Source organism: Phycisphaerales bacterium, assembly GCA_035627955.1.
Classification (GTDB): Bacteria; Planctomycetota; Phycisphaerae; order Phycisphaerales; family UBA1924; genus JAEYTB01.
In genome coordinates this window covers 71,288-94,051 of record DASPKU010000008.1, presented here as the reverse complement: position 1 = coordinate 94,051, position 22,764 = coordinate 71,288, and the positions used below count along the sequence as shown (strand labels likewise).

At 67.3% G+C, this 22,764-nt stretch carries 21 protein-coding genes; 8 read left to right on the top strand and 13 right to left on the bottom strand.

Translation table 11 applies throughout. The annotated features are described in order from the left end of the window. Position 1: 1 nt before the first annotated feature. On the bottom strand, positions 2 to 850 hold the full coding sequence (gene proC / locus VD997_08125; protein HYE61950.1) for a pyrroline-5-carboxylate reductase: 849 nt from the start codon (positions 848 to 850) through the stop codon (positions 2 to 4). Positions 851 to 992: 142 nt separating this feature from the next. Here proC and VD997_08120 point away from each other — a divergent pair, with 142 nt between their 5' ends. The 3 genes from VD997_08120 (at position 993) to VD997_08110 (ending at position 3,727) form a co-directional block, all read left to right on the top strand. After that, entirely contained in the window at positions 993 to 2,030 is a 1,038-nt protein-coding gene (locus VD997_08120; GenBank protein ID HYE61949.1) for an acetyl-CoA carboxylase carboxyltransferase subunit alpha, read from the top strand. Between the two features lie 165 nt (positions 2,031 to 2,195). Next, the gene (locus VD997_08115) at positions 2,196 to 3,065 is read left to right on the top strand and encodes a TraR/DksA C4-type zinc finger protein (protein HYE61948.1); all 870 of its coding nucleotides are present in this window, start codon (positions 2,196 to 2,198) and stop codon (positions 3,063 to 3,065) included. Between the two features lie 2 nt (positions 3,066 to 3,067). Then, positions 3,068 to 3,727 (top strand): signal peptidase II, encoded by a 660-nt coding sequence (locus VD997_08110; protein HYE61947.1) that lies wholly within the window; start codon positions 3,068 to 3,070, stop codon positions 3,725 to 3,727. Between the two features lie 172 nt (positions 3,728 to 3,899). Here VD997_08110 and VD997_08105 read toward each other — a convergent pair whose 3' ends face one another. Next, positions 3,900 to 4,877 (bottom strand): hypothetical protein, encoded by a 978-nt coding sequence (locus tag VD997_08105; protein HYE61946.1) that lies wholly within the window; start codon positions 4,875 to 4,877, stop codon positions 3,900 to 3,902. Positions 4,878 to 5,018: 141 nt separating this feature from the next. Here VD997_08105 and VD997_08100 point away from each other — a divergent pair, with 141 nt between their 5' ends. Beyond that, positions 5,019 to 5,675: an MBL fold metallo-hydrolase gene (locus tag VD997_08100; GenBank protein HYE61945.1), complete on the top strand. Its 657-nt coding sequence runs from the start codon at positions 5,019 to 5,021 to the stop codon at positions 5,673 to 5,675. 150 nt (positions 5,676 to 5,825) lie between these two features. Here VD997_08100 and VD997_08095 read toward each other — a convergent pair whose 3' ends face one another. Beyond that, the gene (locus VD997_08095) at positions 5,826 to 6,362 is read right to left on the bottom strand and encodes a hypothetical protein (protein HYE61944.1); all 537 of its coding nucleotides are present in this window, start codon (positions 6,360 to 6,362) and stop codon (positions 5,826 to 5,828) included. A gap of 345 nt (positions 6,363 to 6,707) precedes the next feature. On the opposite strand from VD997_08095, the gene VD997_08090 reads away from it, so the two are divergent. Together VD997_08090 and VD997_08085 are read left to right on the top strand one after the other, a co-directional pair. Continuing rightward, positions 6,708 to 9,512, top strand: a complete 2,805-nt coding sequence (locus tag VD997_08090) for a hypothetical protein (protein HYE61943.1) — start codon at positions 6,708 to 6,710, stop codon at positions 9,510 to 9,512. A gap of 83 nt (positions 9,513 to 9,595) precedes the next feature. After that, positions 9,596 to 10,876 (top strand): tetratricopeptide repeat protein, encoded by a 1,281-nt coding sequence (locus tag VD997_08085; GenBank protein HYE61942.1) that lies wholly within the window; start codon positions 9,596 to 9,598, stop codon positions 10,874 to 10,876. A gap of 124 nt (positions 10,877 to 11,000) precedes the next feature. Here the strand turns inward: VD997_08085 and VD997_08080 are convergent, their stop codons facing one another. From VD997_08080 to VD997_08040, 9 genes are all read right to left on the bottom strand, one after another. Then, positions 11,001 to 11,531: a hypothetical protein gene (locus tag VD997_08080; protein HYE61941.1), complete on the bottom strand. Its 531-nt coding sequence runs from the start codon at positions 11,529 to 11,531 to the stop codon at positions 11,001 to 11,003. After that, entirely contained in the window at positions 11,501 to 11,812 is a 312-nt protein-coding gene (locus VD997_08075) for a phage holin family protein (protein ID HYE61940.1), read from the bottom strand. Before VD997_08075 ends, VD997_08080 begins: the two co-directional genes overlap by 31 nt. Positions 11,813 to 11,829: 17 nt before the next feature. Then, positions 11,830 to 12,114 carry a hypothetical protein gene (locus tag VD997_08070; protein ID HYE61939.1) on the bottom strand — a complete coding sequence of 95 codons (285 nt, stop codon included), beginning with the start codon at positions 12,112 to 12,114 and terminating at the stop codon, positions 11,830 to 11,832. A gap of 163 nt (positions 12,115 to 12,277) precedes the next feature. Further along, positions 12,278 to 15,301 (bottom strand): non-homologous end-joining DNA ligase, encoded by a 3,024-nt coding sequence (gene ligD, locus VD997_08065; protein HYE61938.1) that lies wholly within the window; start codon positions 15,299 to 15,301, stop codon positions 12,278 to 12,280. Positions 15,302 to 15,314: 13 nt separating this feature from the next. Next, entirely contained in the window at positions 15,315 to 16,262 is a 948-nt protein-coding gene (locus tag VD997_08060; protein HYE61937.1) for a Ku protein, read from the bottom strand. Between the two features lie 103 nt (positions 16,263 to 16,365). After that, entirely contained in the window at positions 16,366 to 18,150 is a 1,785-nt protein-coding gene (locus VD997_08055; GenBank protein HYE61936.1) for a PRC-barrel domain-containing protein, read from the bottom strand. A gap of 31 nt (positions 18,151 to 18,181) precedes the next feature. Beyond that, on the bottom strand, positions 18,182 to 18,544 hold the full coding sequence (locus VD997_08050; protein HYE61935.1) for a hypothetical protein: 363 nt from the start codon (positions 18,542 to 18,544) through the stop codon (positions 18,182 to 18,184). A 62-nt stretch (positions 18,545 to 18,606) separates the two neighbouring features. Beyond that, on the bottom strand, positions 18,607 to 19,098 hold the full coding sequence (locus VD997_08045) for a ferritin-like domain-containing protein (protein ID HYE61934.1): 492 nt from the start codon (positions 19,096 to 19,098) through the stop codon (positions 18,607 to 18,609). A gap of 53 nt (positions 19,099 to 19,151) precedes the next feature. Continuing rightward, positions 19,152 to 19,331: a DUF1328 domain-containing protein gene (locus tag VD997_08040; GenBank protein ID HYE61933.1), complete on the bottom strand. Its 180-nt coding sequence runs from the start codon at positions 19,329 to 19,331 to the stop codon at positions 19,152 to 19,154. A 196-nt stretch (positions 19,332 to 19,527) separates the two neighbouring features. On the opposite strand from VD997_08040, the gene VD997_08035 reads away from it, so the two are divergent. Continuing rightward, a complete protein-coding gene (locus VD997_08035) occupies positions 19,528 to 20,397 on the top strand; it encodes an SDR family oxidoreductase (GenBank protein HYE61932.1) in 870 nt (289 codons plus the stop codon). A 431-nt stretch (positions 20,398 to 20,828) separates the two neighbouring features. Here VD997_08035 and VD997_08030 read toward each other — a convergent pair whose 3' ends face one another. After that, entirely contained in the window at positions 20,829 to 21,170 is a 342-nt protein-coding gene (locus VD997_08030; protein ID HYE61931.1) for a hypothetical protein, read from the bottom strand. A 337-nt stretch (positions 21,171 to 21,507) separates the two neighbouring features. Between VD997_08030 and VD997_08025 the strand changes: the two genes are divergently transcribed. Beyond that, on the top strand, positions 21,508 to 22,011 hold the full coding sequence (locus VD997_08025) for a response regulator (GenBank protein HYE61930.1): 504 nt from the start codon (positions 21,508 to 21,510) through the stop codon (positions 22,009 to 22,011). Positions 22,012 to 22,764: the final 753 nt, after the last annotated feature.

Genomic DNA, 22,764 nt, shown 5'->3' with positions numbered 1-22,764 from the left:
GTTATTGGGACAGCTCACGACCTCGATCGCGGGCTGCGGTGAGGGCAGCGATGAACGCATTGTGCACGTTCTCGCGGGCGAGGACGTTGAGCGCGGCCTCGGTGGTGCCACCCTTGCTTTTGACGGCGGCGATCAGGTCCGCGGGGGGCGAGGTTGATTGGGCGAGCAGGGCCGCGGCTCCAGTGATGGTCTGGCGGACGAGGCGGTCGGAGGTTGCGGGGTCAAAGCCGAGTTTAACGCCGGCGTCGATCATCGCGTTGGCGAGGTAGAAGAGGTAGGCGGGGCCGGAACTGGCGAGTGCGGTGAAGGCGTCCATGAGTCGTTCGTCGATGCGGACGACGACCGGTCCGACGGCGCGGAAGAGCAACTCGGCGGACGCAGCGTGGTCCCAGGTGACGCCTGGGCCGAGGCAGAGGGCGGTAGCGCCTTGGAGCACCTGCGCCGGGGTGTTGGGCATGGCGCGGATGATGTGGATGGAATTGGAGATGGCGGCCTGGAGCTTGGCGGTGGTGGTGCCGGCAAGGATGGAGATGAGGGTGCGGGGTGTGGAGTCGGCGCCGGTGAAGGCACGGAGGTCGGGAGCGACGGAGGCGAGGACCTGGGGCTTGACGGCGAGGAGAATGGCGCCGGGGTGGGCGCCCTCGCGGGTGCGGAGTGCGGAGAGAGCCGACGGCGTGTCTGCAAAGGCGGTGACTCCAGCGGCATTGAAGTGGGCGCGGCGGTGCTCGTCGGGCTCGGCGACGAGGACCTGCGCAGGGTCGATGACGCCCGCGGCGCGGGCCCCGTCGAAGATGGCACGCGCCATGTTGCCGCCGCCGATGAAGCAGAGGGGGCCGGGGAATCGGTTCATGGGGGGAGCGTACCGGCGTGGGCGCGGGTGGGGACGTAAACTTGTGGGTGTGCCGAGGGGCACACAGCTGTTCGCAGCGGCATCGAGTCAAACGAACCCACCCCCAACCCCTCCCTCCGGGAGGGGCTTCGGAACTAAGTCAATGGCGACGTTCTACCAACTTGAGTTCGAGAAGCCGCTGGTGGAGCTGGATCAGCAGATCGAGGCGGCGGAGAACCGGCTGAAGGTTGAGGCCGCGGGGGGCGGGGAGGAGAGCGCGGCGGTACGGCAGCTGCAGGGCGAGATCGCGGGGCTGCGCTCGCGGCACACCGAGCTGCTGAACAAGATTTACGCGAACCTGTCGGCGTGGGACACGGTGCGGGTGGCGCGGCATCCGCTGCGGCCGCAGACGCGGGACTACATCGGGCTCATGTTCCGCGACTTCGCGGAACTGCACGGCGACCGGCGGTACGGCGATGACCCGGCGATCGTGACGGGGTTTGCCCGCATCGGGCCGTTGAAGGTGATGCTGGTGGGGCACCAGAAGGGCAAGCAGACGAGCGAAAAGATCGCGTGCCACTTCGGGTGTGCGCACCCGGAGGGGTACCGCAAGGCGCTGGCGAAGATGAAGCTGGCGGAGAAGTACGGCGTGCCGATCGTGACGCTGGTGGACACGCCGGGCGCGTACCCGGGGCTGGGGGCGGAGCAGCGCGGTCAGGCCGAGGCGATCGCGGTGAACATGCTGGAGATGAGCCGGCTGCGGGTGCCGATCGTGAGCGTGATCATCGGGGAGGGCGGGTCGGGCGGCGCCTTGGGGATCGCGGTGGCGGACCGCGTGGGGATGCTGCGGAACTCGTGGTATACGGTGATCAGCCCCGAAGGGTGCGCCGCCATCCTGTGGAAAGAAGCCAACGAGCAGACGAACCAGGCGGCGGCACGGGCGCTGAAGCTGACGGCGGCGGACAACCTTTCGCTGGGAATCGTGGACAGCGTGATCGAGGAGCCGGCGGGCGGGGCGCACCGGGATCCCAAGGCGACGGCCGCGGCGCTGCAGGCGTGGATCGTGTCGAACCTGCAGCACCTGCGGGGGCTGGACATCGAGACGCTGCTGGAGGAGCGGTACCAGCGGTACCGGCGGATGGGCTCGTTCCTGGAAGCGCAGGGGGAGCAGGAGCCGGCGGGTAGCGCTGGCGGGCGCTGAATCTGAATGAATCGCGTGGTGAATAGGGGATCGGACCGGGGTTTGTTCGGGCGGAATGATTGACTGACCGCCTGAACAGGCCTACGTTTCGGCCCATTATCGGGTGGTCACTGTGCGCCCAGCGGGCGTGCGGGGGCCTCCTCCAACGCCGGACGCGAGGTATCAGTGGCGAAGAAAGCTCCGAAAGCGAAGCGCGCTGACAAGCCCAAGGCCGCGAAGGTGAAGGCGAAGGCCGAGAAACCGGAGAAGAAGGTTTCGAAGAAGGCGCCCGAGACAAAGCCGGAGCCGAAGGCCAAGGGCGGGGCCAAGCCGAAGGCGGAGGCCGCGGCGGCGGCGAAGATTGAGGCCAAGGTTGAGGCCAAGAAGAAGGTTGCTGCGAAGGCGGCGCCGGAGTCTGAGACGCTGAAGGCGGGCGATGCGGGCGGCGACAAGCCGGCGCGCAAGGGCATCACGATCGTCTCGCAGAAGCCGGTGAAGAAGGCCAAGGCGCCGAGCAGCTCGGTGTCGGCGATCCCGGCGGGGATGAGCCGGCTGCTGGACCCCAAAGGGCCGTCGCGCAAGCCGCTGATTCCGTCGGGACCGAAGGCGGCGCACCTGCGACCGCTGGGGCAGCACGGCGGCGTGACTAATGACGACGCCCCGCGTCCGCAGGCCAAGTCGCCGTTCAACAAGAAGGAGCTGGAGCACTTCCGGCAGATCCTGCTGGCCAAGCGCAAGGAGCTGTTCGGCGATATCTCCACGATGGAGACGCAGGCGCTGCGCGGGCAGAGCGGGTCGCTCTCCAACATGCCGCAGCACCTGGCGGAGCAGGGCTCGGAGGCGTACGACCAGTCGCTGTCGCTGGACCTGGCGGCGGCGGACCGCAAGCTGATCCGGGAGATCGACGATGCGCTGGCGCGGATCGCGGACGGGACGTACGGGATCTGCGAGCTGACGGGCAAGCCGATCAAGCAGGAGCGGCTGGAGGAGCTGCCGTGGGCGCGGTACTCGATCGAGGCGGCGCGGGAGCTCGAGCGTCAGTCGATGAGGCAGTAAACGTGGTGACTGCACCCAAGCCGACGTGGCGTTCGGGCAAGGCCTGGGCGGTTTTGCTCGTTGTCACTTTGCTGGCACTGGCGGCGGACCTTGGCACGAAGGAGTGGGCGTTCAACCGCGTGGCGGGCTCGCCAGTGGTGATCGACCGCGAAGAGGTGCTGCGGACGGGGAACCCGTCGGACCAGATTCCGCTGCACAACCCGGTGGTGGTGGTGCCGAAGGTGCTGGAGTTCACGCTGGTGGCCAACCGGGGCGCGGTGTTTGGCCTCGGGGCCGGGCAGCGCGGGTTCTTCATCGTGTTCACGATGATCGCGCTGGTGCTGGGGGTGCTGCTGTTCTGCTTCTGGACGAGGCCGCGGGAGTATGTGTCGCACGTGGCGATCGCGCTGCTGCTGGCGGGGGGCATCGGGAACTTGTACGACCGGGTGTTCTACGCCTGTGTGCGGGACTTCATTCACCCGCTGCCGCGGGTGAAGCTGCCGTTTGGGTGGACGTGGCCGTGGGGCGGGCGGGACGTGTGGCCTTATGTGTCGAACGTGGCGGACTTGTTTTTGATCGTGGGGATCGGGATTCTGGTGGTGAAGGCGTTGCGGGAGCCGGGGCCGCCGAAGAAGGTGGCGAAGGGTGAGGGGGCGGGAGCCGGGGGATCGGTGGCTGGTTGAGTAGGCGTCGGTCCTTGTGGGGGGACGGCCCCTCGCCTGCGCGTCGGGCTCGTTGGGTGGGTGGTTCAACCGCTGGTGACAGTTGAATCGTCCGAAGCTTGCGCCTCGGTCTCGTCATCTCATGGGGCAGAAGAAGACTCGATCGGTTGCGCGATCGGCTCTTTTGGTGCGATCAGACAGCCTGCATCTCGTTCGCGCGCATGCGGATGCCGTCGATGACGTCCTTTACTTCCGCGGCCATGCGGCTGTTGGGGAACTCGGCGATGATGCGGTCGCCCAGGCGCGCGGCCTCGCGCCACTGGCGGTCCTGCACGGCCATCTTGAAGGCGGAGCCGAGGGTATCGCGGGCCATGCCGATGACGTTGCGGGCCTTCTCGCGGAGGGGCTCGGCCTCGGTGACGGTGAGGTAGGGGTCGAGCTCTTTCATGAGGCTGAGGGCCTCCTCGGGGCGGCCTTCGTTGGCGGCCTGGAGGAAGCGGCGCTCGAGCTCCTTCTTGTAGGAGTCGCGGGCCTGCTCGACGCGGGCCTTGAGGCTTTCGACGCGGGGGAGCTCGGGGTAGAGGCGCATGAGGCGGGCGGCGTCGGCGAAGGCCTCGTCCCAGCGGCGCTGGATGATGAGGCCGTCGAGGTAGGCGACGGCCTCGTTGATCTCGCGGTCGACGGTCTGGGCGCGGGCCTGGTCGATCTTGCGGCGGAACTCCTCGGCGTCGGCGCGGTAGCCGAAGTTGTCGGCGAGCTCCTTGACGAGGACCATGGCCGCGTCCCAGTTCTTGTTGTTGACGTCCTCTTCGATGGCGAGGCGGAGGAGGTCGCGCTCGGCCTGGCGGTTGAGGACGCGGCGGGCGTCGTTGGAGAGGGAGGCGTGGTTGTTGAGGGCGCGGACAGTGCGGGTGAGTTCTTCGAGGCGGTCCATCACCTGCTCGCGGCGGCGGTCGGCGTGGCTCATGGCGAGCACGAAGCCGACGGGGCCCATGGTGAGGACGAGCAGGGCGCCGGCGGCGCCGAGCTGACGGTCGCCCTGGACGATGAGGAGGATGGAGAGGCCCAGGGCCACGGCGTAGATGACGGCGAGCCACACGAGGATGGCGTTGCCGCGGGAGCGCGGGCGCATGGACGCGGGGACCACGGAGGGATCATCGATCTGGCTCATACGGAGTCTCCTCGCACCAAGCGTGGCGCGGGCCAAGTGGCGGGGCATGAAGGCGGGGTGCAGTTGCACATACCCGACCAGCGTACGACCGGGCCGTTCGCACTGCATCTCCGGCAATGCCCGTCAACTACAGTGTCGGCTATGGCACAATCGCAGCAGCAGTCCCCCATTGTCGAGGGGTTTGTTCTGGGCCCGTTCGCACAGAACTGCTACGTGGTACGCACGGAGTCGGGGAACGGGTGCTGGATTGTGGACCCGGGGTTTGAGCCCGGGAGGGTGCTAGAGCGGGTACGGGGGCTGGGGCTGAGGCCCGAGGCCATCGTGCTGACGCACGCGCACGTGGACCACATCGCGGGGGTCGATGAGACGCTGCGGGCATTCCCGAAGACGCCGGTGCTGCTGCACGCGGCGGAGGAGAAGTGGCTGAGCGACCCCCTGCTGAACCTGAGCGCGTTGTCGGGGATGAGGGTGACGGCGCACGGGCCGGACCGGCTGCTGAAGGATGGCGATGTGCTCACGCTGGAGGGGATGGAGTGGCGCGTGCTGCACACTCCGGGGCACTCGCCGGGAAGCGTGACGCTGCACCATGCGCCGTCGCACGTGGCAATCGTGGGTGATGCGCTGTTCGCGGGGTCGGTGGGAAGGACGGACTTCCCGGGGTCGGACTTCAGGACGCTGGAGCGGGCGATACGGGAGAAGCTGTACACGCTGGCGGAGGAGACGGTGTGCTACCCGGGGCATGGGCCGGAGACGTCGGTGGGTGAGGAGAAGAGGTCGAATCCTTTCGTGCGGGGGTGAAGAACTACCGCGGAGGTGCGCGGAGGGGGCGGAGTTTCGCGGATTCGTCGGGAAATAAACAACGCCCGTAGTTGCGGGCGTTGGTCGTGGGTCGAAGTTGCACGGACGACCGCGAAGCGCGGTCGTGCCCCTCCCTGACGGTCGGGGTTCTTACATCGCGCTGGGGAGGCCGAAGCAGCGGCGCCAGACGCTGACCTGGCCGAGGTGCATCATGACGTGGTTGTTGAGGAGGAAGTTGAGGCCGATGCCGACGGTGGGGAAGAACTCGCGGTAGCGCTCGTCGGGCATCTGGTTGAGGAGGACCTTGTCGTCGAGGGTGCTGAGCTGGGCGAAGGCGGCGTCCATGTTCTTGAAGAGGGCGGCGGTGATGGTGCTGAAGGCGGGGTAGATCGTGCCGTCCTTGTCGTCGAGGCAGGGGGAGCCGGCCTTGAAGAGGTTGTCCCATTCGGGCGGGCACGCGGCCGCGGTGCTGTCGAGGCCGGCGACCTTGAGCATGCGCGCCGGGTAGATGGCGAGGTGGCCGTAGCAGAAGGTCGGGTGGTTGGTGTCGATCAGTTGCGGGGCGGCGGGGGTTTCGAAGTGGGGCTTGCGGGCGGCCTGCTCGGGCTTGATGCCGACGAGGAGCTTCTCGGCAAGGCCGCGGCCGCGCCGGGACGAGTCGATCATCATGTTGAGGTACTGGCCCATCGTGATCCTCCTGTTGATGTGCTGAATGCGGGTGGTGTGGCAGCGTAGGCGGTCCAGAAGTGCTGATGCCCCACCGCCTGGCGAACCAGCGGCGGCTGGACGCTCCCGGACCCGGGTTCGCCCGGGCGGGGGGCGTGGTTTCGGGGGGTGGGCGCTCGCCTGCATAAACGGCCCAGACGGCAGTGTTTCCCGCAAACCGCGCGGTTGCCCAAAGTCGCGCCCCGGTACCGCCGACACAGAGTGAAGCGTGCCGCGTGGGACCGCGACCTTTCGTCCCCAGCCCCTCCAACGGGCAGCCAGCGGCTGGGTGACAGGACAGGAACACCAATGACGAGGCTTGACACCATGAACCAGAAGAATCAGAACCGTCGTACGCGGACCACCAGCACCATGCACCGCGCTCTGTTCGCGGCCCTGCTCACGCAGGCGGCGGGCGGGGCGATCGCCCTGGGCCAGTCGGAGGCTCCGGCGACCAACAACGTGACGGTGCCCAGCCAGCCGCGCGTGCCCGAAACGCGCCCGCTGCCGGCCGACAACGCGGCGCCCGCCAGCCCCACCACTCCCGTCGGCAGTGACGACGGCGCGGGCACTTCTGAGAACACCGCGACCACCGGCGGCAATGGCGGCGGCGTGTCCACCGACAAGGTGAAGGTCGATGAGAACAACATCGTCGACCTGCACGTGAACGACGAGGAGCTGGCCAACGTGCTCGAGATGCTGAGCATCCAGAGCCAGAAGAACATCGTGGCCAGCAAGGCCGTGAGCGCCCGCGTGACGGCCAACCTCTACGGCGTGACGTTCTTCGAGGCCCTGGACGCGATCCTGAACGTGAACGGGTTCGGCTACATCCAGCAGGGCAACTTCATCTACGTGTACACCCAGGCCGAGCTGGAGGTGATCGCGAAGGCCCAGCGTCAGAAGGTCAGCAAGGTCATCAACCTGAACTACCTGAACGCGATCGACGCGGCGGAGTTCGTGAAGCCGCTGCTGAGCGAGGCGGGCCAGATCAAGACCAACGGCAAGACGGCCGTGTTCCCCACGCCCGGCGCGGTGCCGCTGGGCAACGACGAGTACGCGGGCAACGCGACGCTCGTCGTGATCGACTTTGAGGATCACGTCGCCGAGGTCGAGAACCTGATCAAGCAGCTCGACACGCGTCCGGCGCAGGTGCTGGTGGAGGCGACGATCCTGCAGACCACCCTCACCGAGGCCAACGCCTTCGGCGTGGACTTCTCGATCATTGCGGACATGAACTTCACCGACTTCATCGGCGGGCCCACCAGCGCGGTGAACTCGCTGATCCGTGGCAGCGGCACGCCCGGCGGCTCTACGCCACTGCCGGCCGACGGCGGCGGCAGCGCCGTGTCGTCCACGGTGGGCAACACCGCGGGCCCGGGCGGCCTGAAGGTGGGCGTGGTCAGCAACGACGTGGCGGTGTTCCTCCGCGTCCTGGATGAAGTGACCGATACGACGATTCTGAGCAACCCCAAGATCCTCGCCCTCAACCGCCAGCCCAGCCGCGTGCTGGTTGGCCGCAAGGTGGGCTACCTGAGCACGACCTCGACCGATACGGCGACGACTCAGACGGTCGAGTTCCTCGACACGGGCACGCAGCTGAACTTCCGCCCCTTCGTGACCAACGAAGGCATGGTGCGGATGGAGCTCAAGCCGCAGGTGTCGGAGGCGGTGATCCGCGACACGAACGATTCGGCCGGCAAGACCGTGACCATCCCTGACGAGATCACCAACGAGCTCGTGACGAACGTGATCGTGGGCGACGGCCAGACGGTGGTGCTGGGCGGCCTGTTCCGCGAGGCGACCAACTCGGCCCGCCGGCAGATCCCGTTCCTGGGTGACATCCCGGTCGTGGGCCAGGCGTTCCGCGGCAACGACGACAGCACGAACCGCAACGAGATCATCTTCCTCGTCACCCCCACTATCGTGAACGACACGATGATGAGCGAGGCGGGGGCGCGGGGCAAGGATTACATCGACCACGTGCGTGCGGGCAGCCGCGAGGGCCTGCTGTACTGGAGCCGCGAGAAGCTCACCAGCAAGATGAACGTCGAGGCCGAGCGCCTGGCGCAGGCCGGCGACACCGAGAAGGCGATCTGGAAGGTGAACCGCTCGCTGAGCCTCAACCCGCGCCAGCCGGAGGCGGTCGCTCTCCGTGAGCGTCTGACCGGTGAGAAGAGCCAGTGGCCGGACCGCTCGTTCCTGGAGCGCGTGCTGCACGGTGACGCGAAGAAGATGAGCGAGATCCGGCGTGTCGAGAACGCCGAGAGCCCGGACATGCCCGAGGGCGCGAAGACCACGCCCGCGAGCAACGAGCGTGAGGACGAGGCGGTGCTGGAGCAGGCCGCGGCTCCGCAGGCGCCGAAGACCACCGACTGCATGAGCGAGCCGGCGACGAAGGAGATGGCGTCGGGCACGGCGACCCCCACGGTCGCGCCGAGCACCAGCGACGTGGTGACGAACACGCCCGCGAACGCGAGCAACACCTTCAACCCCGCACCGGCGCTGGAGCCCGCGAAGACTGAGCCGACCGATGTGGAGCCGGCGAAGGCTGACGAGGGCTTTGAGGGCTCGAACGAGAACGGGGAGATGTCCGACGAGGGCGGCACGGAGAACGTGACGCCCGCAAACGAGAGCGCCGGGACATCCCCGATGAACAGCAGCCCGGGCCAGGGCAGCACTTCGCAGAGCACCCAGGGCAGCGAGACTGCACCGATGAACTCTGAGGAGAGCGGCGACTCCAGCGAGCTGTTCGACGAGACCAACCCCACCGAACCGCGCATGCCCGAGGGGGATGAGGGCGCGAGCAAAGGCATGGGGTCGTCCAGCACGCTCAACAGGACGACCGTAAACGTGGCGGATACCACGCTCCCGGCCCCGTGTGGCGTGGGCATGGCGAGCAACACCATCGGGAACGCCCCGGTGAACTCGCAGAATCCTGCCCAGAACGTGGCGAACAGCACCCAGACGGCGGTCCCCACCGCCATGGGGACCGAGTTTGCCCGCCTGTGGCTGGGCCGGAGCGGCCTGCTGGGGGGCAGCTGGGCGTTCTTCCGCGAGTTCGGGTTCAGCAATAGCTCCTCGGGTGTGTTCACCGAGGTTCAGGAGTTGCCCGAAAACGCCGAAGGGAAGTAAGAGCAACCGCGGGTGCGGGGGGCTCAGCGGCCCCCCGCTTCGCTTAACAACCGCAGATACGCGAGAGATTCAGGAGCTTGAACATGCACACCGTCAGCAACAACCGCAGCGTCGCACGTCTCGTGGCTCAGGCCGTCCGCATCGCTGTGGGAGTCACCGTCACGGCGGGCCTGGCCTGGGGCTTCCTCAACGCCCAGGGGTGCGGCGGCACGCACGGCAACCGCACGGCGGAGCATTACTCCACGGCGAAGATGAAGATGGAGGGCATCAAGGCGGCTACCGAGTTCAAGATGGCCGAGCAGGCCTTCCTCGCGGGCGATCTGCGCAAGGCGCTCAAGCACGTGGACTACTCGCTGTCGCTTAACCGCGATGTGGCCCGCAGCCACGTGCTGCGCGGGCGCATTCTGGCGGAGATGGGGAACATCGAGGGCGCGAATGAGTGCCTGGCGCTCGCCAAGGCGATCGACCCGAAGAACGTCGACGCCGAGTACTACCTGGGCACGATCGCCGAGCGCATCGAGCGGCGCGAGAAGGCCCTGGAGCACTATGTGGCGGCGTCGGAGCTGGACACCAGCAACCCGCAGTACGCGATCGCGGCCGCGGAGATGATGATCGAGCTGGGGAAGGTGGACGAGGCGCAGGCGTACCTGAACGGGCACTCGGCGAACTTCGACCACAACGCGGGCATCCGGCAGACGCTAGGGCACGTCGCGATGATGCAGAACAAGCCGGAGGAGGCGGTGACGCTGTTCAACGAGGCGCGCCTGCTCCAGCCTGATGACCAGACGATCACCGAGGACCTGATCCGGGCGCAGATCGCGACCAAGCGGTACGCGGAGGCGGAGTACAACCTCAACCGCCTGCTGCTGGGCAAGGACAACAAGGACCGGCGCGACCTGAAGCACATGCGGGCGACGTGCCTGGTGCTGCTGGACCGGCCGGTGGAGGCGCGGGAGATCCTGATCAACCTCACGCTGGATCAGGCGGGCGCCTCGGATGTCGAGGCCTGGGCGGAGCTGGGGCAGGTGGCGTACATGCTGCGGGACTATCCGCGGGTGAAGCAGTGTGCGAATCGCGTGACCGCGCTGGCGCCCTCGCGTCCGGATGGCTATGTGCTCAAGGCGCTCAGCCAGCGGAAGTCGGGCGACCTCGCGGGCGCGAAGAAGAGCATCGAGACGGCGGTCAAGATCGATCGCACCAGCGACAACCTCGTGCTGCTGGGGATGATCCAGCAGGACCTCAACCAGAACGAGGCCGCGCGGCTGAGCTTTGCGGAAGCGCTGCGGGTGAACCCGCAGGACGCCAACGCAGGGATGCTGCTGAGCGCTTCGGAGGGGACGTTCGCGGGGGTGCAGGCGGAGTAACGCCCGTCGCGCGGAGACAACGTACAGGATGGGAACCGGGAGAGCCCTGCGCGGAGTCGCGGGGCTCTTTCTCTTTGGCTGGCAAGTCGCACAGCCCATGGACCTTGGTCCATGGGCTTTGGGGCTAGAGCTCTTCTTCGGCGCGCTTGCGTTCGACCGTGGCCTGGGCGGCCTGGGCCTTGGCGACCTGTTCGTGGGCGGCGGCTTGCGCGGCTTGTGCCTTGGCCATTCGGTACTGGGCGTACTTCGCGGCGGCGAACTGGGCGAGGTGCGGGAGCAGGGGCTTGGCGAGCTGCATCATGAGGCCGAGGGAGAGGCCCCCTACTGCTGCCTTCTTGACGTTCTTGGCCCGCTCGGTCTCGCCGCCCCAGTGGCCGAAGGACTCCTTGAAGCGGTCGAAGCGTGGGGACCACTCGCGCGAGCCGCGGGAGCGGCGGCGCGGGCGGGGTTCATCGTCTTTACCCGCGAACATGGGGCGGGCGATGAGGAGCCCGATGGCGAGGGCCGCGGCGGCGCCGCCAACGACGGCCTTGCCCTTCATGGTGCCGAGGGGGCCCTTGGCGGCGCGTTCGGCCTTGGCCTGCTCGCCGATGGCGATGAGTCGGGCCTTGGCCTCGGCGACGGTTAGTTTGTGGTCAGTTTCTTGTAGAGCCATAGGAGTCCGCCGCAGAGGCAAAGGGTGACGACGCCGGTGATGGCCGCGGCCGCGGGCTGTCCCAGCGGCTCGCGGAGTGCCCAGAACAGAGCGGCCAGGAGCAGGCCTAGGCCGACGACCGCGAGGGGCGCGGCCGCGAGGAGGACGGCAAAGCCGAGGAGCACCTTGGTGGTGGCCTGCTTGAGGTCGCGACCTTCTGCGCGGGCGACTTCGCGGAAGGATCTTCCCTCGGCCTCGAGCAGGTCGGTGACACCCACGATGTACTGCGAAATGCGGGCCACCATTGCGTCCTTTCGAATCAGCTGCGGCGGACGAGGGCGCCGACGAGCAGGCCGATGCCGAACGCGATGCCGACGGTGGCGAGGGGGTGCTCGTGGATCTGCTCCTCGAGGGTTTCGGCCATCTCGACGCCCTTCTTCTTGAGGTTTTCGGTTGCGCCGCCGAAGCCCTCACGGGCGACGCCGAAGACGTCGCTGGCCATGCTGGAGACGTCCTGGCGGAGGTTGGAAAGGTCCTCGCGGAGGCTGTTGAGGTCGTCCTGGAGGCCGCGCTGGGCCTTGTCGCCGGTGTTCATGCTGCTCATCTGGGTTCCCTTTCACGGAAGCGGGGTGGGGCTGAGTCGTCACCAAGTCTAAAGACGGGCGTGAACGGGCCGTACTGACCCGGTGAGTGTGTGCTTAGGTGTGCGTGAGGCGTGCGGCTGCGTGACTTGCGCGCGGGCCGGTGCGCGGGTGCGGTGGACGCCGCTATCGCAGGCCGACCTTTGACATGGCCGCGGCGGTGATGGACTGGCGGAGCTTGCCGATGTCAGCCCAGGGGTCTTCCTTGAGCTTGGCCAGCCGCGGGGGGACGGTGCGAACGTTGAACATCGCGGGCGTGGTGTTCTCGCTGAGCTCTTCCCACGAAAGGGGCGTGGCCACGGTGGCGTTCTCGCGGGCGCGGGTGGAGTAGGGGGCGATAGCGGTGGCGCCGCGCCCGTTGCGGAGGTAGTCGACGAAGATCTTGTTCGTGCGCTTGGCCTTTGCCATCACGGCCAGGTACTTGTCGGGGTGGTCGCGGGTGATGTTGTCGGCGATGGCCTTGGCGAAAGCCTTGACGTCGTCCCAGCTGGTGCGGCGCTGGATGGGGAAAACGACGTGCAGGCCCTTGCCGCCGGTGGTCTTGACGAAGGACTCGAGGCCGAGGTCATCGAGCCGCTCGCGCACGAGGCGGGCGCCGTCGACGACTTCGCCCCATTCGACGCCCGGGCCGGGGTCGAGGTCGATGATGACTCGGTCGGGGTGCTCGACATCGTCCTCGCGGCTGCCCCAGGGGTGGATCTCGAGGACGCCAAGCTGCACGAGGCCGACGAGGCCGGTGAGGTTCTCGATCGCGACGTACTCCTCGACGCCGTTCTTTTCGCGGATGGGCACGCCGTGCACGGACTTGGGGAGCATGTCGCTGAGGTGCTTCTGGTAGAAGCAGTGCTTCTCGCGTCCGGCGGGGCAGCGGACGAGTGAGAGGGGGCGGCGGACCATGTGCGGGAGGACCCAGTCGGCGATGGATTCGTAGTAGCGGGCGAGCTCGAGCTTGGTGACGCCGGACTCGGGGTACTGGACGCGCTGGGGATTCGTGAGGGTGACGCCGGCGACGGGGCCTTCTTCGAGCTTGGGTGGTTTGGAGGGTTTGGTGGTGATCTGCGCGGCGTTGGTGCGTGATGGGGCTTTGCGCGGCGTTTCTTCGGCGCGCTCGCGTTCGATGGAGGTTGGGCGGTGGTCGCCAGCGCGGCGGCCGGGTGCGCTACGCGAAGAACCGCGAGAAGAGGCCCGCTCACTGCGTTCGGGGCTCGTCGCCGACGGCTTGCGTGCTGGCAGGGTGTCTGTGACTCCCTTCGCGGTGCCGTCGACCTCCTCGAGCACGATCTTGGGGTTCTCGCGGACGACTTCGCGGGGGTCCTTGTCCTCGCGCAGGCCTTGGAATGACGGGTGGCGGAGAATGCCCTCGCTGGTCCATTCAGAGAACTGCACCTCACAGACGAGGGCGGGCTTGAGCCAGTGCACGCCCTTGGCCTCGTAGCCACGGGGCGGGTTCTTGAAAGCGGGCAGCGGGGCCTCGTGCTGCTTCATCTGCTTGAGGAGTGAGGCGAGCAGGCGGGAGTCGAAGCCGGTGCCGACCTTGCCGTTGAAGATGAGGTCGCCCTTGGCGTCGTAGGTGCCCAGCAGCAGCGACCCGAAGTGCATGCGGCTGCCGCCGGGGTCGGTGTAGCCGCCGATGACGAACTCCTGGCGGTTGCCGCACTTGACCTTGAGCCAGTCCTTGCTGCGCTTGGGTGTGTAGAGGCTGGTGGCGCGCTTGCTGATGATGCCCTCGAGCTGGTTCTGGCAGGCCTGGGCGAGGACCTGGCCGCCGTGCCCCTGGATGTGCTCGCTGTAGCGGAGGGGCGAGTCGTCGCCTGCGCTTGCGAGCACCTGCTTGAGGAGGCGTTTGCGTTCCAGCAGCGGCACGCGGGTGAGGTCGTGGCCGTCGTAGTAGAGGAGGTCGAATACAAAGTAGATGAGCTGGGCCCGCTTCTTGAGGCCCTTGAGCACGTTCTGGAGGGCTTGGAAGTCACTGCGGCCGTGCTCGTTGAGGACGACGACCTCGCCGTCGAACACGGCGGGGGTCTTGCCGAGGGCTTTGACGCCTCCGGCGATGGTGGTGAAGCGGTCGCTCCAGTCGTTGCCGTGGCGGGTGAGGAGCTGGACCTTGTTCTTATTGCTCAGGGCGAGGATGCGGTAGCCGTCGAACTTGACCTCGTGGACCCACTCGTCGCCGGTGGGAGCCTCCTTTACGAGGGTGGCGAGCTGGGGGAAGGGCGTGTCGGGGAAGTCGGCCTTGGTGGCGGCTTTGAGGGAGGAGGCGTCGATGCTGCCGGCCGGACTTGCGCCCGATTTTCGCTTGCCTGTGTCGGTCGAACTCACCCCAACCACTTTCTTGGGCAAGGGCTCCGGAGGGGTGACCGCAGGTGTGCGCGCCTGCTTCTTCACCGCCGCGGCCTTCTTCGCGATCTTCGACTTCGCGGTGGTCTTCTCGGGGCGGTTGCTCTGCCAGACGTTGTCCTTGGCCGCGGCGATTTCGTCGAGGTCGCGCCCGGTCTTGACGCTCAGGGGCTCGTCAACGCGGACGTCGCCTTTAGCGTGCGGCACGACCTCTTCGTCGCGTTCCTTGATGAGCAGCCAGTTCTTGCCGTCTTCGCCGTACTTGCCGCCGCGCATGCGGACGAGGGTCCAGCCGCCGCGGAGCTTCTCGCCGTGGAGCTTGAACTTGAGCTTGCCGGAGGCGAGGGCCTCGTCGACGTCGCCGAGTGGCTCCCACGTGCCGCGGTCCCACAGGAGGACCGTGCCGCCGCCGTACTGGCCCTTGGGGATCGTGCCCTCGAAGGTGCCGTAGTCGACGGGGTGGTCCTCAACCTGCACGGCGAGGCTGCGTTCGGCGGGGTCGAGGCTCGGGCCCTTGGGCACGGCCCAGCTCAGGAGCACGCCGTTGTGCTCGAGGCGGAAGTCGTAGTGCAGGCGGGAGGCGTCGTGCTTCTGGATGACGAAGGAGCGGCCCGTGGCGGATTTTTTAGCTTTGCCCGTGGGTTCGGCGGTGATGTTGAAGTGGCGTTTGGCGTTGTATTCCGTGAGGCCGGCGCCGCGGCCGGCGGCGGTGCGTGCGCGCATCGTGGGGCGGTCGCCGGACACGCCGGCCTTGCGGCCCGCAGCTCCCCCACTCTTCTTTGTCGTGCGAGTTGTGGACCGGCGTGCGGGCACTCAACACCTCCGGTCAGGCCGCGCGGCGACGCGTGGTCTTCTTCTTGGCGCCTGTTGATCTGGCCGGGGCCTTCTTCTTCGTGCCCCCCTGTGCCTTGCGTCCCGCCGCTTTGCCGTTTGGCGGCTCGTCCGTTGCGGCCTTGCGGGAAGGCTTGCCCTTGCCGCGTCCTTCCACGCTGCGCTTGAGCAGGTCCATGATGTTGATGGGTGCGGGTGCCTCGCCCTCCTCCTCGGTGGCGGCGCCGCCCGCGGCCGGGCCGAACTCGCCGCGTTCGACCTTCTGCTCGATCCACTTCATCAGCTTGTCTTTGTACTCATCGCGGTACTTCTCGGGCTCCCAGTCGCCGCTCATCGTCTCGACGAGTTGCTCGGCCATGGCCAGCTCCTGCGGCTTGATCTTGCCGGCCTTGGCCACCGCCTCGGGGATGCCGACCTCCTCGGGCGTGCGGATCTCGTTGGCGTAGCGGACGACGTCCATGACGAGGGCGTCGCCCTCGGGGATCACCGCGGCGAGGTACTGGCGGGTGCGCATCACCACGCGTGCGATGCCGACCTTGCCGGTGCGCTTGAGGGTCTCGCGCAGCAGGGCGTAGGCCTTCTCGCCGCCCTTGCCGGGCACGAGGTAGTAGGGCTTGTCGAAGAACACGTACTTGATGGCGTCACGGTCGACGAAGTCCTCGATGGAGACCGTCTGCGTGGCGTCCACCGCGGCCCGCTTGAAGTCCTCGTCCCCGAGGAAGACGTACTGGCCGTCCTCGTACTCGTAGCCCTTGATGATCTGGTCCCAGGGGACTTCCTCGCCCGTCGCTTCGTTGACCTTCTTGTACTTGATTTTGGCGTGGTTGCGGGAATCGAGCAGGTTGAAGTGCAGCTCCTCCTCGCGATTCTCGGCGGAGAAGAGGGTAACGGGGATCGTCACGAGGCCGAAGGACACGGAGCCTTTCCAGATTGGACGCGCCATCGTGCGTCTCCAGTCCCCCTCCCGGCCATTGCCGCTGCGAACCACTCAACGAAACCGGGGCACGGGGTCTCCCCCGCGCGCCCGGTGCGATTCCACTACCTTGTCACCGGCGCACGCGCACCTCGGGACGCCCGTGCTCATCACGCAGCTGGTAGGTACGGCCTTCCGCGGCGATCTCACGGGCGATGATCACGCGCCGGCCGTCCATGTTGGCGTGACGGCCGCTCACCGAGACGCGGTCGCCCTCGTCCAGGTTGAGGATGGCGTTGTCAACCTGCGCCTGGGGCAGCAGCTTCACGACGCGCTCGCCGGCGTCGGTGCGGACGACGACGTCTACGACTCCACCCTGCCCGGCGCGGTCGATCCGCACGATCCGGCCCTCGAAGTCGGTGGACGCGCCGTCGGCGAACAGCCGCGTGAACGTGTCCTCGTCCCACTGGCCGAGACGGTCGTCGTTGCGGTTGCCGCGGTCGGTACGGTCGCGGTCATTGCGGTTGTCGCGCCAGTTGTCGTTGCGGTCGTCGCGCTGCCAGTCCTCGTCCTTGTCCCAGTCGATGGGGGCGCCGTAGTGCTGGAAGACGCGCTTGCCGAACTCGGGGTCCTGGAGCTCGGACCAGTTGCGGGTCTCGATCCTCGGGGCGTTGCGGAGCTGCTCGCGGTCCACCTTGGCGATCAGCTTGCCCTGCTGGTTGATCTGGAAGCTGCGCCACGGCACGGCGTACTTCTCGTCGCCCACGCCCAGGAAGCCGCCGACGGTGATCACCGCGTAGCCGAGCTTGCCGTTGGCGGGGTTGATGAGGAAGGTGTCAACGCGCCCGATGTCGTTGTTCTGGTCGTCGGTGACGCGCTGGCCGCGGATGTCGCGGGCGCGGATGATCATGCCTCGGGTCTCTCGCTTGGCGTCGAGGATGCCGCGCCCGCGGTTGTCCTCGCGGTCGCGGCGCTCGAAGTCGCGGTCGTCCTGGCGCTCACGCTCGCGGTCGCGCATGTTCTCTTCGCGGCGCTCCTCCTGACGCTCCTCGCGGAAGTCGGAGGCGAGGTCCCAGACCGCCTTGCCGTCATCATCGCGGAGGCGGATGCTGCCCTGGGGCGTGTTGATGGACTTGGCGGCGACCAGTTCACGGGTGCCCTCCAGGTCGAGCAGGGCGCCGTTGATCTGCACCTGCTGCCCGCGCTGGAAGAGCTGGCGCTGGCGGTCAACAAACCACTGCGGGCCGACGACCACCGAGCGGTCCTTGTTGTCATCGGTCTGCACGCGGAGCACGCGGTACTGGCCCATGCCGGTCATGGGCTCGAACGCGTCGACGTCGGTGATGGTGCCCCGCACGGTAATGGGGCGGCTCTGCTGCACGTACTTGGTGAACTGCGCGTCGGCCTTGCCGTCGTTGAACCCCTGCCGGCCGAAGAAGTCGTCGAAGCGGCTGCGGAAGTTGACGTCGGTGAGGCGCTCCCAGTCGTCGCGGTCGAACCGCGGGGCGCTGGCGAGGCGGTCGGTGCTGATGGGGAGGGTCAGGACGCGGTTCATGTGGTCCCAGTCGAAGGTCCTCCAGGGGATCGCGACGTGGCGATCGCCCATCCCCAGCATGCCCCCGTGTTCGAGGATGCCGTAGATCACGCGCCCGCGCTGGGCGTCGATGATGAGGTCGCTGACGTCGCCCAGGCGCTCGCGGTCCTGGCCGATGACGCGGGTGCCGACCACCCAGTCCACGGGCACGAGCTCGTGGCGTGCCTGTGCGCGCTGACCGATCACGTCCCGACGCGTCTCCACGCGCACATCGGGCTGAACCTGCTCACCCCTGCGGTCCTCGCGGGGTCTGGTGATCTGGGCCATGGCCGTGCCGGCGACGAGGGCGAGCACGGCGGTCGCGGACAGGATTCGGGTATTCATGCGTTGATGCTCCAAAGGGGGTGAACGGGAATCACTTGAGGGGGCGGACGGTGATGTTGGTGGCCTCCCGGTCAACCTCCTGGCCGTCGACCAGCAGGCGCGCGGTGATGGTGTAGACGCCGGCCTCCTCGAAGGTGACGCGGGCGATGCGGCCGTTGTCGGCGGTGGTGAGGTTGCCGCCGGTGGTGTTCCACTCCACCTCGGCGTCGCGCCCCAGCGTGTTCTTGCTGTAGACCGAGAGCGTGGTGACCTCGCCCTCGACGATCTCGCGGTTGCTGGTGCGCAGGCTGATCTGCGGGCGCTCCTCGACGAGGGGCTCGTCCACGCGGTTGTTGTTGCAGCCCACGAGGGACCCCGCGGCCACCACCGTCCACATGATCGCGATCTTCTTCATCTCCGGCTCCTTTCCGTGCTGTTGGCGCCGCCGAGAGCGCCCTGAAGGACAATGCGCGGCGGTCACGCCACCGCGCGTCGATTGACGACCTGCTCCGCCAGCTGCGTCAGCTTGAGGTCCGCCTGCTTCTCTTCCTCGAGCGTCTGCTCGAGCAGGGCGGCGTCCTGCTCGCGGTTGAGCAGGTGGGCGAACTCCTTCAGGCTGCCGTAGGAGGCGATCTCGTAGTGCTCGACCTTCTGTGCCGCCATGATGAGGCCGGCGTCGCGGACGGCGTCCTCGCCGTCGGCCTTCATGACCTCCTCGCCCTCGGCGACCAGGCCCTGCATGGCCTCGCACACCTCGCCGCCCGGGCGCTCGTTCAGGTCGTTGAGGATTTTCTCCAGGCGGGTGACGTGGTTCTGCGTCACCTCGAGGTGCTCCTGGATCGCGTTCTTCAGCTCGGTGGTCTGTGCGCTCTTTGCCAGCTTGGGCAGGGCCTTGAGCAGCTGACGCTCCGCGTTGTACACGTCCTGGAGTTCCGCGATATAGAGGTCCGAAAGGCTTTCCAGCTTCATCCCCAGCATTCCTTCTTCTGTTGAACACACCTACCGGAACACACCGGCATGAGTCACGCTCGTCCGACCCCCTGCGCCCGGCTCATCACCGCCACCATCGAGATGACGAAGAGGCCGACGAACATGACGCACAGGGCCTTGGCGATCACCGCCAGCCCGGCGGGGGCGAGCCCGAAGCCGATCGCGGCCGCGAACAGCGCCACCACCAGGAACACACAAGCCCAATAGAACACTGCAGGCCTCCTTGCCCGACGGGCAGCCGAGTGACGAACAGCCCGCCGCGCAGGCCACACCAGACCATTGCGGCAGCCGGTAAGGGGTCGGTGAAGCAGGGCGTAAAAGGCGGGTGCGGGAGCCGTCCCACATTCAGACGCGAGGTCTCAGGGGCGGCTCACTCACGGCTCACTCACGCGCGCTCAACTTCGCCCCATGCCCGAGAGCAACCCCCCCAAGCCAGTCCGTCCCGCGCAGCACCAGGAACATCAGCCGGGCCGCGAGGCCGAGATGCGGCCGCGCCCGCGCAGCGGCGAGGACAAGCCCGCGCCGGGCCCGCGCCTGCGCGATAAGCAGGCGATCATCACCGGCGGGGACAGCGGGATAGGGCGGGCGATCGCCATCGCGTTCGCGAAAGAGGGGGCCGACGTCGCGATCCTCTACCTCGAGGAGAACGAGGACGCCGCCAAGACCAAGGAGTTGGTGCAGGCAGAGGGCCGGCGGTGCCTGACGCTGGCGGGAGACATCGGTGATCAGGCGTTCTGCAAGGCGGCCGTGGACCAGCTGACGAAGCAGCTCGGAAGGCTTGATGTGCTCATCAACAACGCCGCGGAGCAGCACCCTGTAGAGGACTTCGAGGACATCGATCTGGAGCAGGTGGAGAAGACCTTCCGGACCAACATCCTGTCGATGTTCTACCTCACGAAGGCCGCGTTGCCGCACATGAAGAAGGGCGGCACGATCATCAACACGACCTCGGTGACGGCGTACCGGGGCAGCAAGACGCTGGTGGACTATGCGTCGACCAAGGGCGCGATTGTGGGCTTCACCCGGTCGCTGGCGCTCAACTTGGCGGACAAGGGCATCCGCGTAAACGCTGTGGCGCCCGGGCCGGTGTGGACCCCGCTGATCCCGGCGAGCTTCGATAAAGAGAAGGTCAAGGTCTTCGGGAGCGACGTGCCCATGAAGCGTGCGGGCGAGCCCGAGGAGATCGCGCCGTGCTACGTGTTCCTGGCGAGCAACGACTCGTCATACATGACAGGGCAGGTGCTGCACCCCAACGGCGGCGAGATCGTGAATGCGTGACCGAGGCCAGAGCGTCGAAAGCCCAGGGATCGTGATCCCTGGGCTTTGGTTACTTTGTCACCGTCTGAAATAAAGTCGCTTTCACTTTGACCTTACGGGAGGCTCACCGGGTGATCCGATAGTCCTGCCCGTGAGGGTTGTGAAGGTCAAGCCACGTTCGCGGGTGATCGTCGAAGCCGCGGCGTGGCGGATCCTGAGCCTGGCCCTTGCGTTGTTCCTGACTGTTGAGCTCCTTGGAGCGGACGCCGATCAGGCGCCGCTATTGGGAGGGGTTCGGCAGTCCAGCCCGGAAAGTAACCCCCAGCCTGACCGGGCTCGGACTGTCTTGGGTGAGAAAGAGGCGCCCGCTCAAGCGGGCGCCTCTTCCGCCCGTTTTGGGTCGGGCGCGTCCCATCCAGATTGACGTGTGCACCTCGCCCCAGGGAGGCTGATCAGCCGCGGCCGGGGGTGTTCTCGCCGCCGGAGGACTGGTTGTTGCTCTGACCACCGCCCTGGTTGTCGCGGGAGCGGTTCTTGTCAGCGCGCCCGGCGAACTGGCCGTGCTCGTCGCGGACCTGCACCTGGGCGGAGCGCTGGCCGCCCTTGACGCGGGCCTCGTGCGAGAGGTTCGCGGCGTTGCCACGCCCGCGACCGCCGCCGTTACCCCCGCCGCCACCACCGGCACCGCCGCCCCCCCCACCGCCACCGCCCATGTTGCCGCCCATTCCCCCGCCACCAGCTTCGGTGCCACGAGACTGAGAGGCCTGGCCCTCTCCCTGGTAGTTCTTTTCCATGACTGACACTCCGTTGTCGGGCGTCCCGACCAGTTGAAAGACGTTTGGGTTCACGCACGCTTCCGCTATGCGTCGGGCGTCGGCATCCGTGCTGGCGCCCGCACGACACCAACAGGGTCACTTCTACACCGAAGAGGTCGGTGAAAGGTCAGTGACGTAAGCGCTATTTAGTTGGGCTCCAAGTGACCGGCTTACACCGGCTTAGGCGCGCGCGGCCCGGATGAAAACCGGTGCTGTATGGGTGCTGCGCATGGAAATCTTCACCCCGGCTTGGCCAGTTCAGACTATTCTCAGGGTACCTCTACCGGTGGATTCCCAGCCGGTGCCGGAGCGCTCAATGCAGTCGAATCTGCCGATCCTGATCGTGGAGGACAGCCCCGAGGACTTCGAGGCGGCCGTCCGCGCCTTCAGCAAGGCGAAGGTGCCCAACCCCATCTACCGGTTCTCCTACGGCGAGGACGCGTTTGACTTCCTCAAGCAGCGTGGCCGGTACTTCAAGCACGGGGCGGAGGCGAGGCCGGGGCTGCTGATCCTGGACCTGAACCTGCCGGGGACCGACGGGCTGCGGATGCTGCAGGAGATCCGGGCCGACCCGGTGCTCAAGGCGATCCCGGTGATCATCTTCTCGACCAGCTCGAGCGCCCGGGAGATCGAGGCGTGCTACCTGGCGGGGGCCAACAGCTACATCGTGAAGCCCTCGAGCCCCGACGAGCTGTTCGACGTGATCCGCCGGCTGAAGGAGTACTGGCTGGAGGTGGTGACGCTGCCCAGCAAGCCCGACTCGCTGGAGGTGGTGGTCCCGAAGACCTCGACGCAGACGCCCGGCCAGCCCACGAGCTGAGCAGCGCCGAGTTGTGCGGTTGACTTGCGCGCTGGAGCGCTCGTGAAAGCGCTTCCAAAGGCCTGAAAACACAGCCTCAGACGCGCACGCCTGAAGGTTGCCTGAATCTAAGTCTGGCACCCCCCGGGTGTTTCACGGTTCTTTCGACACAGACTTACTCCACCTGCCCATTGTGTCGGGGCAGGCGGGAGTCCGGCACAACTCAGGTTTTCTCTCCATGACGCCGGGCATGCACCGTCGCAGGTAGTTGGCCGTTCTGCACCAGCGGCCCCCCACGCGGCCGGGTGAAAGGCACGCAAAAGGACAAGGAAGGCGTATGGAGACCAACAAGCCGACTGAACACGCGGGGACCTCGCAGTCCCGTTCCCGGGCCGGCCGCAACCCCGCCGACAACCTCACTCAAGAGGATCGGGTTCGGGGCGGGCAGCGCTCCGCCAGCACGCAGGTTCGAGGCCCGAAGGGGCAGTTCGCCGGGAGCATCCGGCGGATGGGGGGCGATGCTCGCGCCCACGGCAATAACGGGAACGGCAGCTCCGAGCATAGCGCGAATCAGCCTCAGCATCAGTCCTCGTGACCTCGTGGAGTCACTTGGGGCAGCTGGACTTGCGCCCGAGTGACGCCCCATGAGGTTTGTTTCACAACCCCCTCACCAACCCCTCACTCATTGAGATGAAACTCAGGGCCCGAGAACGAGGTTCTCATGTTGTTCAGGGCCCCCGACTCGTCGTCAGCCCGTCCGCACACCTCCAAGGA